Annotated in this window: 1 protein-coding gene; it reads right to left on the reverse strand. The window is 45.3% G+C overall.

Translation table 11 applies throughout. The features are described 5' to 3' along the window. Window positions 1-20: 20 nt before the first annotated feature. The gene (locus QUA00_RS36675) at window positions 21-992 is read right to left on the reverse strand and encodes a transposase (RefSeq protein WP_333413490.1); all 972 of its coding nucleotides are present in this window, start codon (window positions 990-992) and stop codon (window positions 21-23) included. Window positions 993-1458: the final 466 nt, after the last annotated feature.

The following is a 1458-nucleotide window of genomic DNA, read 5'->3' on the forward strand; positions in this document are numbered from 1 at the left end:
GTAGATACTGTCTTGACCTGTCAAGGGGTAGCAGTCAAATAATTGGGGTCGAAAGGCTTTTGGGATTTTAAAATCCCAAAAGCTAAATGCACCAGTTTCCTCATCAGCGCACCAATCACCTGCATTTTGACCTTTCCACGACCCAATAATCTCTCACTCATGGCTTTGAGCAAGGGATTGTAACGCATCGCCACTACTGCTGGCATATATAATGCTTTTCGCAGTCGGACGTTTCCGGTGCAGGACAAACGAGTTTTGCCTTTAACCGAAGTCCCAGAACTCCGTTCGCTGGGAGTTAGACCAGCATAGGCTGCTAATTGACGAGCATTATCGTAATCGGAAAGCTCACCAATTTCAGCTAATAATATAGAAGCTGTTAAATCGCCTATGCCAGGAATTGAGGTCAACAAGTCACGCTGTTGTTTTAAGTGTGGGTGTTGGTCAAAATGGTCACTAATCAGTTTTTTGATTAGCTGTTGCTGTTGTTTAAGATACTCCAAGTGTTCGAGGGTAAGGGCAGCAACAGTTGGCGTAGCTGTCTCCAAACGGTTTTGTTCGCAAGTCATCATTTCTGTGACAGATTCGAGCCGTCGCAACAAAGCTTGTAATTCCTTGACTTCGGGCGCGGTTGGTGTCCACAGAGACGGTTTCATCGCCGCACAAAAACGAGCAATCAGTGCCGCATCTACGGAGTCAGTTTTAGTTCGTAGAAGTTCGCTTTTGGCAAACCCTTTAATCCTTGCGGGATTGACAATACTAACCTGAAAGCCCTCCCCATAGAGGAATTCGGCTAAAGCTTCTCCGTAGATGCTAGTAGCTTCCATACAAGCATGGAACTCGACTACACTTTGTTGTTTGAGCCAGTTATGCAAACTCTCAAACCCTTGAATATTGTTAGTAAACTTTTTGGGTTTAGTCGCACGACCTTCTCTCAGTAATGAGACATGAAAGTCTCTTTTACTGATGTCTATGCCTAAGACTGTTGATGTCATTTTTTGCTCCCGATGTACTCCGATTTATAAAAGAACCTGACAGGCAATTGAATACTAACCTTGTGAATGCAGGCTTTCCCGACGAGGCCGAGAGCCTAAGATACTGTCCAGTTTGTGTGCGCCTGTCATCAGTAATGGGAGCTTATCTACACAACAGACTTGTTTAGTCTAAGGGGCGGGCCAACTTCACCGATTTCTGATGTCCTTAAACAGCACTTTCTACTGAAACTTGCACCTTAGTCAGAAACTTTTGTTGTTTCTTTAGATTTACCTTAAATAAGGTACGCTCGCCTGAAAGTCGGCTCGATCAACTCATTGTCGGCTCGATCGCCTGAAATTCGGTACGATCGACTCATTGTCGGCTCGATCGCCTGAAATTCGGTACGATCGCCTGCTTGGTGTAACGATCCACTGACTGACGTAGCGATCTATCGCCTGACTCTTTTAAGATACAAGGGGCGGGTTC

Source organism: Microcoleus sp. T2B6, assembly GCF_036700475.1.
Lineage (GTDB): Bacteria > Cyanobacteriota > Cyanobacteriia > Cyanobacteriales > Microcoleaceae > Microcoleus.

Excerpts from the sequence above, each read along its gene's own strand:
- QUA00_RS36675 (WP_333413490.1), bottom strand. The coding sequence starts at position 992 with ATGACATCAACAGTCTTAGGCATAGACATCAGTAAAAGAGACTTTCAT.